Genomic DNA, 14,867 nt, shown 5'->3' on the forward strand with positions numbered 1-14,867 from the left:
TCCACACGGTCATTTCAGTTTCTGAACCTGCTCTGGGACAGCTTCTTTTTCGCGCACAGAGCCTGAACGAACAGGAAACGGTCCCCTTCTGTCGAAATTAGTAACCATCGCCACACTCCAAGACCCCGCTGAAATGCCGTTGCGCGAATACGCGAAAATCCGACTTGACGCATTTTGACGTACGGTCGGGTTTTTTTATACAAAATTATCCTTCCGTATGAACTTATAGGTTGATATTGAACTTGTAGATATGTAATCGGGAGAGGGGGCTTGTTATAGTCGGATTGGGTGATGAACATTGGGCTTCGACTACTCGGTAATCGGCAATCGGATCAGGAAGGCCAGGGAAGAGAAAGGAATTACGCAAGAGACGCTCGCGGAATCTCTGGACGTGTCGAACGCTTACATCAGCAAGATCGAAAGAGGACGGACTCCGGTCAATCTGAACAACCTGGATAAAATATGCGCGGTTTTGGAGACATCCGCAGACTATATTTTGCGCGGCGCGAATACATCGAACGAGGATTACATGCGCAATGAGATCATAGACATGCTGGAAGGATGTTCGCCTGAGAAGATCAAGCTGATCGCGCAGATCATCAAGCCGATCGTCGATTACGAGGGATAACATCATTCGTAAGGAGGCGCCAGCCTTGGATCTGGATCTGAAAATTTCGCTCGGCTTTATCCGGAACAAGCTGCAAGCTATGGGATTGACGCATTTGAGCGTTCGCTCGCAAGGACGCAGTCTGATCATTTTCTCTATGGAGCCGAAGGAAGAGGCGATACGCGCCGTGCTGACCCGACTGGACGGTCGTCAGGAATACGTGATGACCATCGCCAACCATCGCGGCAAGTGGCAATTGGTCCCGGTCGTAGGGCCGCTCCAAGAGATGCTGGACATTCTGACGGACGATTTGGCGTTTACGCTCGCTTACTGGCACGATGCCGGCCATTATAGAGGCATACAATAACCGTGCCGCAAGACGGATGAGCATGCCGATTCCCCTCCTGTCCCCCTTAACGGGGGATTTTTTGCGTTGTCCGATCAGGACAGGCTTGGCGCTGAATATATTGGTGGGGAGGTGATGGAATGGGAGAGCTAAGACGGACCCCGCTGTTTCCGTTATACGCGGATTTTCCGGCCGTCCGGTGCGTCGATTTCGGCGGTTGGGAGCTTCCGGTCCAGTTTTCCGGCATCCAAAGGGAGCACGAGGCGGTGCGCGAGAGGGCGGGACTGTTCGACGTGTCGCATATGGGGGAATTTCTGGTCTCGGGCCGGCAGGCGGAAAATGTGTTGCAAAGGATGACGACCAACGACGTCTCCAGGCTGCAGGAAGGGCAGGCTCAGTATGGTCTGATGTGTTATCCGGATGGGGGGACCGTGGACGATTTGCTCGTCTACAAGCTGGCTCGGGACCGCTATCTGCTCGTCGTGAATGCTTCGAATATCGACAAGAACCGGGCGTGGCTGGCGGCGCATCTGACAGGGGACGTCGTTCTGGAGAATCTGTCCGATTCGAAGGCGCTGTTAGCGCTGCAAGGGCCTGCCTCAGCCTCCGTACTGTCCCGTGTTGCCGACCAGGAGATCGCCCGGCTCCGGCCCTTCCGCTTCCTAGAAGCGGCGGAAGTAGGCGGACGGCGGGCGCTCGTGTCGCGCACCGGGTATACCGGCGAAGACGGCTTCGAGATTTGCCTGGAGGCCGGCGATGTCGCGCATGTGTGGCGGGAGTTGCTGCGGGCGGGGGAAGCGGACGGCCTGCTGCCCGCGGGGCTGGGCGCCCGGGACACGCTTCGCCTTGAGGCGGCGCTTCCGCTGTACGGCCATGAGTTGTCTGACGCGATTACGCCGCTGGAGGCGGGACTGGACCGGTTCGTCAAGCTGGGCAAGCCGTTTGTCGGTCGGGACGCGCTGGAGCGGCAGAAGCGCGAGGGGCTGCGGCGCAAGCTGGTCGGCATCGAGCTGCTCGATCGCGGCATTCCGCGCGGCGGCTATCCGGTCTATGCCGGCGGGCGGCGGATCGGCGAAGTGACGACGGGGACGCATTCGCCGACGCTGAAGCGCGGCCTGGGCCTGGCTCTGCTGGAAACGGCTTATGCCGCGCCCGACACGGAAGTGGAAGTGGAGATTCGAGGCAAGCGGCTGAGGGCCGTCGTCGTCCGAACGCCGTTCTATCGCAGACCGCATCATGCAAGCGAAGGAGCGAAGCCGGAATGAAGCATCGATATTTGCCGATGACGGAGCAAGACGAAGCCGAGATGCTGCGGACGATCGGAGCGGAGTCCGTCGAAGAGCTGTTTCGCGACATTCCCCGCTCGGTCCGATATGAAGGCAGTCTGCCGATGTCCGGCGCGCTCGACGAGGCCGCGCTGCTGAAGCATATGCGCAGACTTGCGGACCGGAATGCCGATTTCGACGAGCACGCCTGCTTCCTCGGAGCGGGCATTTACGATCACCACATCCCCGTCGTCCTGAATCATATCGTCTCCCGCTCGGAGTTTTACACGGCGTATACGCCGTACCAGCCGGAGATCAGCCAGGGCGAGCTGCAGGCGATCTTCGAATTTCAGTCGTACGTATGCGAGCTGACCGGCATGAAAGTCGCCAACGCCAGCATGTACGACGGAGCGACCGCGCTCGCGGAAGCCGCCGCGTTGGCCGCTGGAGCGACCAAGCGGAGACGGATCGTCGTCTCCCGCACGGTTCATCCGGAAGCGCGCCAAATATTGCGAGTAACGGCGCGGGGGCTGGGCTTGGAGATCGTCGAGGCAGGCTGCGCCCCGGACGGAACGACCGACTTGGCCGGGCTGGAGGCGGCGATTAACGGCGATACGGCCGCCGTGCTCGTGCAGACGCCGAATTTTTTCGGCTGTCTGGAGGACGTTCGCGCGATCGAGCCGCTCATCCATGCGCGCAAAGGGCTGCTCGTGCTCAGCGTGAACCCGCTGTCGCTCGGAATGCTCGAATCGCCCGGAGAGCTGGGCGCGGACATCGCGGTCGGAGACGCGCAGCCGCTCGGCATCCCGGCGTCGTTCGGCGGCCCGACGTGCGGCTTCTTCGCCGTCACGGAGCCGCTGATGCGGCGGATGCCCGGGCGCATTGTCGGCCAGACGGTCGACTCGGAAGGCAGGCGCGGCTTCGTGCTGACGCTGCAAGCGCGGGAGCAGCATATTCGCCGGGAGAAGGCGACGTCCAACATCTGCTCCAACCAGGCTTTGCTGGCGCTCTGCGCGTCCGTCTACCTGTCCGTCATGGGCAAGGAAGGGATCAGGGAGACGGCGCTGCTTAACGTGCGCAAGTCTCATTATGCTTCCTCTCTTGCGGCGGCCGGCGGCAAGCTGTCCCTGCCTTTCTCCGCGCCGTTCTTCAACGAATTCGTCGTCAAGCTGCCGGAGGGGGCGGAGATTGGGGCTGTTAACGAGAAGCTGCTGAAGGCCGGCTTCATCGGAGGCTACGATCTGGGCGCGGCCTACCCCGAGCTGGACGGACATTTGCTCGTCGCCGTAACCGAGCGAAGAACGCGGGACGAGATCGAGAGCTTCTTCCGCGAAATGGAGGCGGTCTTATGAAACCGGACAAAGCGCTTATTTTCGAGCTGAGCCGGCCGGGGCGCGTCGCTTACTCGCTGCCGGAGTGCGATGTTCCGGAGCTCGGCGCCGCCTCGGTTATTCCCGCCGACATGCTGCGCGCCAAGCCGGCCGAGCTGCCGGAAGTGTACGAGGTCGACGTCATCCGGCACTACACGGAGCTGTCCCGCCGCAACTTCGGCGTGGACAACGGCTTCTATCCGCTCGGCTCCTGCACGATGAAGTATAACCCGAAGCTGAACGAAGACGTTGCCCGCTTTCCCGGCTTCGCCAAGATCCATCCCTATCAGCCGGAGAGCAGTGTCCAAGGGGCGCTTGAGCTGCTGCATACGCTCCAGAGCGACCTGGCCGCGCTGACGGGCATGGACGGCGTGACGCTGCAGCCGGCGGCGGGGGCTCACGGGGAGTGGACCGGACTGATGCTGATCCGGGCGTATCACGAGAGCCGGGGAGAGCGGAGGACGAAGGTGATCGTGCCCGACTCGTCCCACGGCACGAACCCGGCCAGCGCCGCGGTCGCCGGATTCGAGACGGTCACGCTGAAATCCGACGAGCGGGGCATGGTCGATCTCGAGGCGCTGAAGGCCGCGGTTGACGGCGACACGGCCGCGCTTATGCTGACGAACCCGAGCACGCTGGGGCTGTTCGAGGAGCGCATCGTCGAGATCGCCGACATCGTGCACGAGGCGGGCGGCCTGCTCTATTACGACGGCGCCAATTCGAACGCCATCATGGGCATCGCGCGGCCCGGCGACATGGGCTTCGACGTCGTGCACCTGAATTTGCACAAGACGATGAGCACCCCGCACGGGGGAGGAGGTCCGGGGGCGGGGCCGGTCGGCGTGAAGAGCAAGCTCCTTCCGTTCCTGCCGGTACCGACCGTCGGCAAGCGGGCGGACGGCACGTTTTATTGGGACGGAGACCGTCCGCAATCGATCGGCAGGGTCAAAGCCTACTGCGGCAACTTCGGCATTCTCGTCCGCGCTTACGCATACATTCGAACATACGGGCCGGAAGGCTTGCGCCGCGTGTCCGAATGCGCCGTGCTGAACGCCAACTACATGATGCACCGGCTCGCGCCGTATTTCGACGTGGCGTTTCCCGGCGTCTGCAAGCACGAATTCGTACTGTCCGGCAAGCGGTTGAAAGCGTTCGGCGTACGTACGCTGGACGTGGCGAAGCGACTGCTCGACTTCGGCTGCCATCCTCCGACGATTTATTTTCCTCTTAACGTGGAGGAGAGCATGATGATCGAGCCGACGGAGACGGAGAGCAAGGAGACGCTCGACGCGTTCATCGACGCGATGATCCGGATCGCCCAGGAGGCGGAGACCGACCCGCAGCTCGTTCTGAATGCGCCGTATACGACGATCGTCAAACGGCTGGACGAAGCGACGGCGGCGCGCAAGCCGGTGCTGAATTGCTCTTGCGGGTGAATCAAATTGCTAGGGCGTGTATGCATACACGCCCTAGGGAAAGAAGGCGATGCGGTGAGCGAGGTCAGGGAAGGGCTGGCGTACAGCCGGGAACATGAATGGGCGGAGAAGCGAGGAGAGAAGCTTGTCAGAGCGGGAATTACGGATTATGCGCAGAGCTTGCTAGGCGACATCGTGTTCGTCGAGCTGCCGGAACCGGGGACGGTTGTCGCCGCCGGAGACAGCGTCGGCTCCATCGAATCGGTCAAGACCGTCTCCGAGCTGTACAGCCCGGTCGGCGGCACCGTTACCGCCGTCAATGAAAGTCTGGTCGACCGCCCCGAGCTCGTCAACGGCGAGCCCTACGACGGCGGCTGGATGATCGAGGTGGAGCTGGACGGCGACGTCGAGGAAGCCTTCGAGGGGCTGCTGACCGCAGAGGGCTACCGGGAGCATCTGGCGTAGCGGGCGGAGGCGGCATCGGCGTCGGAAGTGAAGAAGGCGATGCCGCGCCGACGCCCGCCGTCAGCCGCCCAAGTATTTCTCCGTAAGCACGGTCAACATCTGGATGCCGATTTCGTTCTTTCCCCCTTCGGGAAGAATGATGTCGGCATATTTTTTGGACGGCTCGATGAACGCTTCGTGCATCGGCTTCACCGTCGTCAAATATTGCTTGTGGATCGACTGGATCGACCGCCCGCGCTCCTCGATATCGCGAAGCACCCGGCGCAGGATGCGCACGTCCGGATCGGTATCGACGAACACCTTGATGTCGAGCAGCGCGCGCAGCTTCTCGTCCGACAGCACGTGAAGCCCTTCGATGATGACGATGCCGTTGGGCTTAAGCTCGACCGTCCTATCGGGATATCTGCCGTCGGCCGCAAAGTCGTAGACAGGGGCGTAGGCGGCTTGTCCGGCGCGAAGAAGGCCGAGATGCTCGATCAGCAGCTCGTTATCGAAGACGAGGGGATGGTCGTAGTTGATCGCCCGTCTTTCCTCCGCGTTCAGATGAGCATGATCTTTATAGTAATTGTCCTGAGAAATAAACGTCACTTTGTCCGGGCCGAGCCGTTCGATGACGGAGCGGGCTACCGTCGTTTTGCCGGAGCCGGTGCCTCCGGCGATGCCGATGATCAGCATGGCGGTTCAAGCCTCCTGAGCGTGATGATGCAAACACCGTATTTTAGCATAGTTGCTCCCGATTTTCACCATGACGAAAAAGCCTCTTCACGGCGATGGGCGATGCCGGAGGAGGCTTTTAGGCCATGCAAGATTAATCCTAGAAAGGATTAATCACGTGAAAGAACACGTTCGGAGAAGCCATGCGGTAGTAGTAGCTGCACCAGCCGATGCCCTTGTGGTTGAACCGGTTGGTCGCGTTGAAGAGCAGTCGTTCCTGCTCCAGCTCTTCGATTCCGCCGATGCGTCCTTCGACGTAGTCGAGCAGTCTGGCCGAGGCGGTCTCGAGCCGGTTGACGACGCCGCCGTAGCGAATGTCCAGCACCTCCCAGCCGAACGGCTTGAACATGCGCAGCCACTGCGTGCGGTGAGCGGCTCTCAGCTCCCGCACTGCCTCCGCGATCGCGGGCAGCTCAAACGTCGCCGCATGCGCCAAAGCTTCTTTGTCCTTCGCGTCGTAAGCGCGTTTTAACCCGATGCCGGTCTCGCTCTTAAGCTTGAGCACGGCGCTCAGCTTCTCCGGCACGTCGAACAAGTAATCGAGCTGAGCGTCCGGCGACCGGCGGGCGCGAATTTGCGCCTCCAGCCATTCGTAATGGGCGTTCAGCTCCAGCCCTTCGATCTGCTTGTCGAATTGACCGAGCAGCGCGTCTTGATACAGCAGGAATTTGGACGGATTGCTCTGTTTGCTGTTGTTGGGCTCCGATCCCGGCGTCTCGTCCAAATACTTGATCTGAAGGAACGCGTCCGCCTCGATTCCCGTGCACAGCTTGACCCGTTCCGCGAGCCATTCCTGCGTCGGCTTGCCTTCCGTATAGGCATGCTCCGCGTACAACTGAAGGCCGAGCAGCGCCGCGAACGGGTTGCTCTCGTTGCCGTCGTCGCCCCACATCGTCGCGTATACTTCGCGGATGCCTTCTTTCTTGCAGGCCGTCAGCGCGACGTCGGTCGCTCCGAGCGACAAGCCGTAGTTGACGCCGAACGTATTGAAAATCCACACCGCTCCCGCGAAAACGAGATTGCAGCCGAGCGGACGGTGATTGGCGATCACTCGCTCATAGTGCTCCGGTTCCGTATGAACGTAGTCCCAGTACACCATGTCGACGTCCTTCGGAATGCGCTGCGCCATTTCTTCCGGAATGGTCGTGTTTCCGTCGTAGTAATTGCTCTCGGTGCCGGCGTTGCCGACGGCCAGCTTCAGGAACATGTCGCTCCAGATCATCGGCTTCAGACCGAGTCGGCGAGTGACGGAGAGCACCGTGTCCAGGTGGGAAGCCATCATGTCGAAGCGGCTGCCGTAGCCGTTTTTGTCCAAATATTTTCCCCGGCCCAGCTCTTCCGCTTCGTCCATGCCCACATGGATTTTACGGCTGCGGAAAGGCGCGCTGGCCGCTTCGATCAGGTTCTCGACCAGCTTGTTCGTGCGTTCCTCCCCGACCAGCAGCGCGCCTTTCGTATCCCGGTAATGCCAGACCGTCTGCCATTTCAGGAATTCCTCGAGATGGGCGAGCGTCTGGATGCTCGGGAACGCTTCAATGTCGAACAGGTCGGCGTAATCGTCGATTTCCCGCAGTTCCGCATGCGAATAGCGCCCCCTCATATATCCGAAGTAAGGCTCGCTTGGAACCTCGTACGTATCCTCCATATACAGCATGACCGTGTTCATTCCCATCAAGGCCAGCTTGTTCAGCATGAGCTTGAAGCTGTCGACTGTCAGAACCGCGTTGCGGGACAAGTCGAACATCGGTCCGACCAGATCGAATTGCTGCTGCTCCCGAAGGCGGAACGAGCCGCTTTGGCGGCCGTGCTGAACGAACAACCCGAGTCCGCGGAAAAACTGATGCTTCTTCCCGTAACGCACGTATCCCTGTCCGTCCTCCAAGCCGATTTCCAGTTCGTCAGCGGCCGGAGACGTTTCTACGCGCACGGGAATTCCGTCTTCCCGCAATTCGATGCCTAATTCCGAAGCCAAGAGGTTGATGCCGGGCAGCAGGCGTTCGACCTGGCCCTCCACACGCAATTTCATACCGGTTCCTCCCGAATCGCAATAAGATAACCCAAATAAAAACATTATAACGTTATATTGTTTAAGTGGGAAGAGGAGGTAAAAAATAGATAGGGGCGAATGAAAGCCTCTTCGCGACGATGTCTCGATTTTATAAAAACGAGACGTCTATTCAAAAAGACGAAAGCCGCGCGGGAGCCGTAAAATAAAAGCGAGTTGTAAGCGGATACACAAGAGATGGGAGATCGAACACATGACGTTGAAATCGGAAGGCCTATTCCATCGGATCGTCGTATACACGCTGCTGTTGGCCGGAAGCGCGGCGTTTATCCTGCCGCTCGTCTGGCTGTTGTCCACTTCCCTGAAAGGGGATACGGGATTGTTCGAGATTCCGCCGAAGTGGATTCCCGAGCCGGTCCATTGGGACAATTACCGCAAAGCGGTGGAATCGTTCCCGTTCCTGCGTTATACGTGGAACACCGTGCTCATTACCGGGATGTCCATGATCGGCGCCATATTGTCCTCGTCGCTCGTCGCCTATGCGTTCGCGAGGCTTCGGTGGCCGGGGCGAGACGTCTGGTTCGTCCTCCTGCTCGCTACGATGATGCTTCCGGGCCAGGTCACGATGATTCCGCTGTTCATTCTGTTCAAGGAGCTCGGATGGGTGAACACCTACTTGCCGCTGATCGTGCCGTTTTTCTTCGGCAGCGCCTTCTACATCTTCCTGATGCGGCAGTTTTTCATGACGATCCCGAAAGAGCTCAGCGAGGCGGCCAAAATCGACGGGTGCTCCGAAGGGTACATCTGGTGGAGAATCTTCATGCCTCTGTCGAAGCCCGCGTTAGCGACGCTCGGAATTTTCACCTTCACGCTCGTCTGGAACGATTTCCAGGGCCCTCTGATTTACCTGAACGATCCGGACAAGTTTACGCTGATGCTCGGGCTTCGCAGCTTCCAGCAGCAGTACGGCACGCGCTGGAACGTCATGATGGCGGCTTCCCTGCTCGTCATGCTGCCGACGTTGGCTCTATTCTTCTCCTTCCAGCGCTACTTTATCGAGGGCGTGACGCTGACCGGGGTCAAAGGCTAACATGCGGGGATTCCCCGCCGACGCGAGAGGGGTGATGCGGGTTTAGGCAAGGTAATCCGATCAGGCTTGGCGCAACGCAAAAATTCGAACCATTCCTATGGGAGGTCACGACAAAGATGAAAAAGAAGGGCTTTATCCTTATGCTTTCCGCCGTGCTGTCGCTGTCCGCATTGTCCGCTTGTTCCAGCAAAAACAACAACGAAACCCAGCCTGCGTCCCAAGGGGCGTCCGCATCGCCGTCGGCTTCCGCTCCGGCCAGCGAAGCGCCGAACCAGGACCCCGTTACCATTTCGTACTGGCACATTTACACGGACGGGCCGATGAAGGAACTGACGGACCAATTGCTGGCCGATTTCCAGGCCAAGAATCCCCACATCACCGTCGAGCAGCTCGGTGTCAACTTCTTCGACTACTGGACGAAGCTGTCCACGGCGATGGCGGCCGGAAGCGGCCCGGACCTGGCGCTCAACGATACGAGCACGGTGCCTTCCCGCGCCAAGACGGGAGCGATTCTGAGCACCGACGAGTTCATCGCCCGGGACGGCGTGCAGTTGGACGACTACTTCCCGGTTCTCGTCGACCGGATGAAGTACGAAGGCAAAATGTACGGTATGCCTAACGATACGGACGTGCGGGTGCTGTACTACAACAAGAAAATGTTCGCGGACGCCGGTCTGGACCCGAACACGCCTCCGGCCAACTGGGATGAGCTGGAGCAGTACGCCGACAAGCTGACCAAGTGGAACGACAACAAGATGCTGGACGTCATCGGCTTCTCCCCGGCGCTCGGCAACCTGCACTTCTGGACGCTGGCCTGGACGAACGGCGGCGACTTCTGGGACGACGAGGGCAAGCCGACCTTCAATTCGCCGCAAAATCTCGAAGCGCTGCAATGGGAGAAAAAGATTCAGGACAAATACGGCGTCAAAGCGATGTCCGCGTTCAACTCTCAGGCGAGCGCGCTCGGCTTCAGCCCGTTCATCGCGGGCAAGGCGGCGATGATCGTCGACGTGAACAACCTGTACAGCGAGATCCAGACCCGCGCGCCCGATCTGGACTTCGGCGTCGCTCCGATTCCTTACAAGGCCAATCCGGCCAGCTGGTCCGCGGGCTTCAGCCTGGAGCTCGTCAACAACAAGGACGACAAGCGCGCCGCGGCGGCATGGGAACTGATGAAGTTTTTGACCAGCGCGGAGGTGCAGGTGCAAATTCACGAGGCGTCCGGCTCGCTCGTCTCCAACATGAAGGCGGCCACCGATCCGAAGTTTATGGACGATCCGAACTGGAAAATGATCGTGGATCAGATGGAGCATTCCAGATTCATCGAATACATCGAGGCGATGCCGTCCTGGCACGGTAATCTCGATCCGGTCGAGCAGGCGGTGCTGAACTCCGGCAAGGATCCTAAGGAATTCCTGGACGGAGCGCAGAAGGACGCCGAGAATGCCGTCGCCAACTTCGCGAAGACGCAATGACAGAGCTTCGGTTTCGCCGTCCGCCCTTCAGGGGCGGACGGTCGAAACGCCAAGAAAGGGGTACGATTCCGTGCAAGCACGCCGCCCGATGAAATTAAGCACCAAGGAAGCGCTGAACGGTTATCTGTTTTTCTCGCCGGGTCTGATCGGGTTTCTCGTGTTTATGGGCTTTCCGATCTTGTATTCCCTGTATTTGAGCTTCACCTCCTACAACATCTACAGCCCGCCGAAATGGGTCGGCCTGCTGAATTACAAGTTCATGTTCACCCAGGACCCGCTCTTCTACAAGAGCTTGGGCAACACGCTGTATTACGTCGCCTTGAGCGTGCCGCTGAACACGGTGCTGGGCGTGCTGGTCGCCGTCCTGATGAACCAGAAGGCGTTCGGCATCCGCGTATTCCGCACGATTTACTTTTTGCCGAGCGTCGTGTCCGGCGTGGCCGTGGCGCTGCTCTGGCAGTGGATTCTAGACGGCAACTTCGGCCTGATCAACACGTTCCTGGCGAACTTCGGCATCGTCGGGCCGGGCTGGCTGACCGACGAGCTCTGGTCTAAGCCTTCCATGGTGCTGATGAATCTGTGGGCTGTAGGCGGCACGATGATCATCTACCTCGCGGGGCTGCAGGGCGTCCCGAGAAGCTTGTACGAAGCCGCCATCGTCGACGGAGCGGGCAAGCTTCGGCAGTTCTGGAACATTACGATCCCGATGCTGACGCCGACCATTTTCTTCAACGTGATCATGGGCGTGCTCGGCGGTTTCCAGGTGTTCATCCAAGCGTACATCATGACGGGCGGCGGCCCGAACAATTCGACGATGTTTTACGCGCTGTACCTGTACAACAAGGCGTTCAAGGATTTGCAGATGGGCTACGCTTCGGCGCTTGCCTGGGTGCTGCTGCTCATCGCGATGGCGCTGACGCTCGTCATTCTGAAGACGAGCTCGAAGTGGGTTTATTACGAAGGAGCCGATTCGAAATAGCCTGCGAAGGGCGGCGCGAATCGGTCCGGCGGAAATGGGGTTGCCCCGATGAAGAGAAGCACGAAAATCGGCATCTTCGCGTGCGCTTCCGTGTTCGTTCTGGCACTTGCCGCCGCGATAGGGGCGTTCTGGCCGTCCGGCGGGAAGCAGCCCGCAGAGGCTGAGTCGAATCGCGGTGCCTATATAGCAGTAGCGTCCGCGACGGGGGCCGAGACGAACGGCTGCTTCGCTCGCCGCGCGGCGGATCAGTCGGGTATGTCCGGCGCGGAAGCGCGCTCGCATGCTCATGGCAACCGCAGCGGCACGATGTGGTGCGCCGAGACGAAGCCGGGCGAAACGGCCGTCCTGACCTTCGATTTGGGACGGGTGGAGCCGCTCGGGGAGATGTGGATCTGGAACTACAACGACAACGAAAACAATTCGCCGGACGCGCCGCTAACCGAGCGCGGATTGAGGCACGTAAGCCTCTATCTGTCGGCGGATGGAGATACATGGGACGAGTGGAAGGGAGACGGGTATCCGTTCCGGCTGGCCAAGGCGGACGGTTCCGCGCGGCTGCCCGCGACGAACCTGGACGACGGGGAGGCAAGCCCCTTGCGGTTCGGCGGCGCGCCGGCGCGTTACGTCAGGCTGGAGGCGGCGGAGAAGCCCGGCGAAGGCAATTGGTCCTCCCGGGACGAGCGCGTCTTCGGCTTGGCGGAGGTTCGCTTTTACCGCTATGCCGGCGAGGTCTCATACGGAGGGAGAATCGATCCGGCCGGCGCATCCGACTCATCCGGAGACGAAGCGGCTTCCCGTCCGGAGAATGTCGTCAACCGGTACGGCATGCTTGCGGGAGGCGGGCAAGAGGGCCTGCACGGCAGCGACGCCCGCACGATGTGGCTCGCACCGGGGAGCGGCGGAGAAGCGCCGGCGCTCAAGGTCGATCTCGGCGGAACCTACCCGCTCGGGGAGATGCGGATTTGGAATTACAACGCCGCGGAAGCGGGGAAGGTCGACGGCGATCCCGCCGCAGCCGGGGTGAGAGACGTCGCCATCTATTATTCGATCGACGGAACGGACTGGACCGAGCTTCGCGGTGACGGGTATCCGTACCGGCTGGCCCGGGCGGACGGCTCCGCGCGGCTCGCGGCGACGAATTTGGAGGGCGGGAGCGGACCGGTGCGATTCGGGGACGCTTCGGCCCGCTACGTGAAGCTGGTTCCGCAGGGCGGAGCGGGCGAAGGCAATTGGGGCGCGGAGGAGAACGGGCAGCCGCTTTACGGGCTCAGCGAGCTGCGCTTCTTCGCCGGAGCGGGGCTGGCCGCCGAGCCGGAGCCGGAGTGGACGGGGCTGTTCAGCCGTTACGAGGGCTGGACGGGAGCGGACGGCATCTTCTCCGTTCCGGTCGGCGGCTCGGAGCGTCCCGGCTCCGCCGACGGCGACGCGCAAACCGTGTTTCTGTTCAGCGACACCTATTCCGGACAAGCGAATCCGGTATCGCGGGCAAGGGAGTCGGGAGCGATCGTTAACAACTCCATTGCGGTGTTAAGCGGCGGGGAGCCCGACCCGAACGCCATCCGGTTCGAGTGGGTGCCGAAGTCGGCGGATCTGTCCCTGTTTACGCCGCATACGCCGCTGGCGGCCGAGATGCCGGGAAGCTGGTACTGGCTTCAGGACGGCATCGTCCGCGACGGGAAGTTGATTGTGTTCCCGCTGCTGATGACGAAGGACCCGGCCCAGCCGCCCGGCTTCCAGTTCGCGACCCGCGGCGTGACCCGGATCTCCGTGCCGATGATGGAGAGCGGCCCGGATTACGCGGCGTTGACGCAAGAGGATACCGGCCTCTTCAGACGGCTGCCGGACGGCGGGGAGATCGCGTTCGGAGCGGGCATTCTGGACAACACGGCGGAGGCGGAAGCGCCCGATTCGGATGGCTACATCTACGTGTACGGCTATAAGATCGACGCTCAAGGCGTCAAGCGGCTGACCGTCGCCCGAACGTTGCCCGCATCGATTGCTGACGACGCGAAGTGGCGTTTCTGGGACGGCGCCGGCTGGTCGGAGCGGATCGAGGACGCCGCGGAACTGCTGGATGGAGTTTCTCCGGAGCTTAGCGTGACCCCGATGACTTGGGGACGGTGGAAAGGAAAGTACGTGCTCGTCTGCGAGAAGGATTCGATCAGCGGACTTGTGGCGTATTCGGTCGGAGACTCGCCGTTCGGTCCGTTCGCTCCGTTGACGCCGATCTACCACACTCCGGAGCTGGCGGAGGGGCAGGACATCGTGACGTACAACGCGAAGGCGCACCCTCATTTGTCCAAGGACGGCGAGCTTCTCGTCACCTACAACGTCAATTCGACGAGCTTGGCGGCGAACGCGAACAACGCCGATATTTATCGGCCCCGCTGGATTCGCTTGCGGGAGCTTTCCCCTCCATCTTGACGGGAGCGGGATGAGACGGAAACCTCATACGAAATACGGCGATACAACAAAGATCAGGAGGTGCTTGAGACCATGAATGACGAACACGAGACGCGCCTCCCGTGGCGCAAGGGAGACCCGATACCGGTCGTCCAAAGCTGGGGCGCGGAAGAAGGAACGGACGGAAAATGGACGATTTACGATTTCGGTGCCACGTACCCGCTTGGCGAAATCCGCGGAAGCGACGGTGACGGCCCTCTTGGGGGAGCGGAACTTTCTCTCAACGGCAAGGATTGGACGCCATTCTCCGCCCCGGAGCCGGGCGATCCGCAGCGGCCGGAGAGCGTACCGCACGCGAGATACGTCAGGACGAAGGGGGAGGCGGGAGCCTTCCTGGCCGGAGTGGGTTTTGCGGCCGAGCCGGACGAGGAGTGGACGCGGCTGTTTCATAGAAAAGAGGGCTGGACGGGCTCCGACGGCATCTATTCGATTCCGCTGAACGGCGTGGAAGCGCCGGGCCGCGCGGCGGAGACCCGAACCTTGTTCCTGTTCGGGGACACCTTCATCGGTACAGTCGACGAGCAGACCGACGAACGCAAAAACACCGTCATGATCAATAATACGCTGGCTTTGCTGGACGGCGACCGTCCGGACCCGGCGGCGGTTGCCTTCTTGTGGAACCGGGAAGGCGAAATTCCGGGCAGCGCGATCGTTCCGCGAACGCCGAACGGTC

General features: G+C 60.8%; 13 protein-coding genes. 11 read left to right on the plus strand and 2 right to left on the minus strand.

The annotated features are described in order from the left end of the window. Window positions 1-298: 298 nt before the first annotated feature. From ACESLM_RS23565 to gcvH, 6 genes are all read left to right on the plus strand, one after another. Window positions 299-628 (plus strand): helix-turn-helix domain-containing protein, encoded by a 330-nt coding sequence (locus tag ACESLM_RS23565; RefSeq protein WP_094043024.1) that lies wholly within the window; start codon window positions 299-301, stop codon window positions 626-628. 25 nt (window positions 629-653) lie between these two features. Further along, window positions 654-974: a hypothetical protein gene (locus ACESLM_RS23570; protein WP_372635090.1), complete on the plus strand. Its 321-nt coding sequence runs from the start codon at window positions 654-656 to the stop codon at window positions 972-974. A 119-nt stretch (window positions 975-1,093) separates the two neighbouring features. Then, window positions 1,094-2,218: a glycine cleavage system aminomethyltransferase GcvT gene (gene gcvT, locus ACESLM_RS23575; RefSeq protein ID WP_372635093.1), complete on the plus strand. Its 1,125-nt coding sequence runs from the start codon at window positions 1,094-1,096 to the stop codon at window positions 2,216-2,218. Then, on the plus strand, window positions 2,215-3,570 hold the full coding sequence (gcvPA, locus tag ACESLM_RS23580) for an aminomethyl-transferring glycine dehydrogenase subunit GcvPA (protein WP_372635095.1): 1,356 nt from the start codon (window positions 2,215-2,217) through the stop codon (window positions 3,568-3,570). Before gcvT ends, gcvPA begins: the two co-directional genes overlap by 4 nt. Beyond that, window positions 3,567-5,024, plus strand: coding sequence for an aminomethyl-transferring glycine dehydrogenase subunit GcvPB (gcvPB, locus tag ACESLM_RS23585; protein WP_372635098.1), 1,458 nt, complete (start codon window positions 3,567-3,569; stop codon window positions 5,022-5,024). Before gcvPA ends, gcvPB begins: the two co-directional genes overlap by 4 nt. Window positions 5,025-5,078: 54 nt before the next feature. Continuing rightward, the gene (gene gcvH / locus ACESLM_RS23590) at window positions 5,079-5,468 is read left to right on the plus strand and encodes a glycine cleavage system protein GcvH (RefSeq protein ID WP_372635100.1); all 390 of its coding nucleotides are present in this window, start codon (window positions 5,079-5,081) and stop codon (window positions 5,466-5,468) included. 60 nt (window positions 5,469-5,528) lie between these two features. On the opposite strand, the gene udk is transcribed toward gcvH, so the two are convergent. Both udk and ACESLM_RS23600 read right to left on the minus strand, forming a co-directional pair. Continuing rightward, window positions 5,529-6,143: a uridine kinase gene (udk, locus tag ACESLM_RS23595; protein ID WP_372635103.1), complete on the minus strand. Its 615-nt coding sequence runs from the start codon at window positions 6,141-6,143 to the stop codon at window positions 5,529-5,531. Between the two features lie 139 nt (window positions 6,144-6,282). Beyond that, on the minus strand, window positions 6,283-8,208 hold the full coding sequence (locus ACESLM_RS23600; protein WP_372635105.1) for a beta-N-acetylhexosaminidase: 1,926 nt from the start codon (window positions 8,206-8,208) through the stop codon (window positions 6,283-6,285). 232 nt (window positions 8,209-8,440) lie between these two features. Here ACESLM_RS23600 and ACESLM_RS23605 point away from each other — a divergent pair, with 232 nt between their 5' ends. From ACESLM_RS23605 to ACESLM_RS23625, 5 genes are all read left to right on the plus strand, one after another. Next, window positions 8,441-9,277, plus strand: coding sequence for a carbohydrate ABC transporter permease (locus ACESLM_RS23605; RefSeq protein WP_372635108.1), 837 nt, complete (start codon window positions 8,441-8,443; stop codon window positions 9,275-9,277). A gap of 116 nt (window positions 9,278-9,393) precedes the next feature. Next, window positions 9,394-10,752, plus strand: coding sequence for an ABC transporter substrate-binding protein (locus tag ACESLM_RS23610; RefSeq protein WP_372635111.1), 1,359 nt, complete (start codon window positions 9,394-9,396; stop codon window positions 10,750-10,752). 70 nt (window positions 10,753-10,822) lie between these two features. Beyond that, complete coding sequence (locus tag ACESLM_RS23615) at window positions 10,823-11,731, plus strand: carbohydrate ABC transporter permease (RefSeq protein ID WP_233162485.1); 909 nt, start codon at window positions 10,823-10,825, stop codon at window positions 11,729-11,731. A 48-nt stretch (window positions 11,732-11,779) separates the two neighbouring features. Continuing rightward, the gene (locus ACESLM_RS23620; protein WP_372635114.1) at window positions 11,780-14,155 is read left to right on the plus strand and encodes a discoidin domain-containing protein; all 2,376 of its coding nucleotides are present in this window, start codon (window positions 11,780-11,782) and stop codon (window positions 14,153-14,155) included. A gap of 72 nt (window positions 14,156-14,227) precedes the next feature. Beyond that, window positions 14,228-14,867: discoidin domain-containing protein (locus ACESLM_RS23625; protein ID WP_372635117.1), on the plus strand; the 640-nt coding region annotated here is incomplete at its 3' end.

The sequence above is a fragment of the Cohnella sp. genome (assembly GCF_041641335.1).
Taxonomy (GTDB): Bacteria; Bacillota; Bacilli; order Paenibacillales; family Paenibacillaceae; genus Cohnella.

Bases quoted from the DNA above. Each gene is read 5' to 3' on its own strand.
- gcvPA (WP_372635095.1), top strand. From the start codon at position 2,215: ATGAAGCATCGATATTTGCCGATGACGGAGCAAGACGAAGCCGAGATG.
- ACESLM_RS23610 (WP_372635111.1), top strand. From the start codon at position 9,394: ATGAAAAAGAAGGGCTTTATCCTTATGCTTTCCGCCGTGCTGTCGCTG.
- gcvT (WP_372635093.1), top strand. From the start codon at position 1,094: ATGGGAGAGCTAAGACGGACCCCGCTGTTTCCGTTATACGCGGATTTT.
- ACESLM_RS23600 (WP_372635105.1), bottom strand. From the start codon at position 8,208: ATGAAATTGCGTGTGGAGGGCCAGGTCGAACGCCTGCTGCCCGGCATC.
- gcvPB (WP_372635098.1), top strand. From the start codon at position 3,567: ATGAAACCGGACAAAGCGCTTATTTTCGAGCTGAGCCGGCCGGGGCGC.
- udk (WP_372635103.1), bottom strand. From the start codon at position 6,143: ATGCTGATCATCGGCATCGCCGGAGGCACCGGCTCCGGCAAAACGACG.
- ACESLM_RS23620 (WP_372635114.1), top strand. From the start codon at position 11,780: ATGAAGAGAAGCACGAAAATCGGCATCTTCGCGTGCGCTTCCGTGTTC.
- ACESLM_RS23605 (WP_372635108.1), top strand. From the start codon at position 8,441: ATGACGTTGAAATCGGAAGGCCTATTCCATCGGATCGTCGTATACACG.